This is a genomic window from Megasphaera sp. AF13-6AC (genome assembly GCF_027685385.1).
GTDB lineage: Bacteria > Bacillota > Negativicutes > Veillonellales > Megasphaeraceae > Megasphaera > Megasphaera micronuciformis.
In genome coordinates this window covers 1-717 of the sequence record NZ_JAQCUN010000295.1, presented here as the reverse complement: position 1 = coordinate 717, position 717 = coordinate 1, and the positions used below count along the sequence as shown (strand labels likewise).

The following is a 717-nucleotide window of genomic DNA, read 5'->3' as shown; positions in this document are numbered from 1 at the left end:
GTTAAGGGAGTAAATCGTCCGGCTCCGACATCGATAGATAAAGGGGCCGTGCGAGGAATCATGAGTGTTAAGGCACTGAGCATGGTCGGATTCACATCCGAGATGAGGGATGCTGTTTCAGTTGCATGTTCTTTTGTATATTCTTGGCCTCCCAGTCCTAACAAAATCATGGCGGAAAGTTTCATGCCCGCCTCTAATACCTTGTGACAGGCCAGGCGCGTTTCATGAGCTGTGACTCCTTTGTTGATGAGTGATAAGACTTTATCACTGCCGCTTTCGATGCCTATGTAAATAATTTTTAAGCCGTGCTCTTTCAACGTTTTTAATTCTTCTACCGATTTTCTGTTAATATCAGCTGCAGTGGCATAGGCGCCGACACGAGTCAAAGACGGGAATGCGGTACGGCATTTATTGAGAATTTGCAACAAAGATTCTGTCGGTAAGACGAGAGCATCGCCGTCGGCAAGAAAAATTCTGCGAGTATAGGGCATCGCTGTTGCAGCACGATTTATAATACCTTCTATTTCTTCAAGGGGGCGAATACGGAAGCGAGAGTCTTTATACATGGTGCAAAACGTGCAGGCATTGTGGGAACAACCGATAGTAACCCGTAAAATAAAACTGCGAGCTTCGCTGGGAGGTCTGAAAACAAGACCGCCTGCATCATCTATAAGCATGAGCTCCTCCTTATATAACTAAGAATGTATGTATTTATTA

General features: G+C 44.9%; 1 protein-coding gene. It reads right to left on the bottom strand.

The annotated features are described in order from the left end of the window. Positions 1-677 (bottom strand): radical SAM protein (locus PGX78_RS08950; protein WP_270446618.1); only part of this gene is annotated, 677 nt, incomplete at its 3' end. Between the last annotated feature and the right edge of the window lie 40 nt (positions 678-717).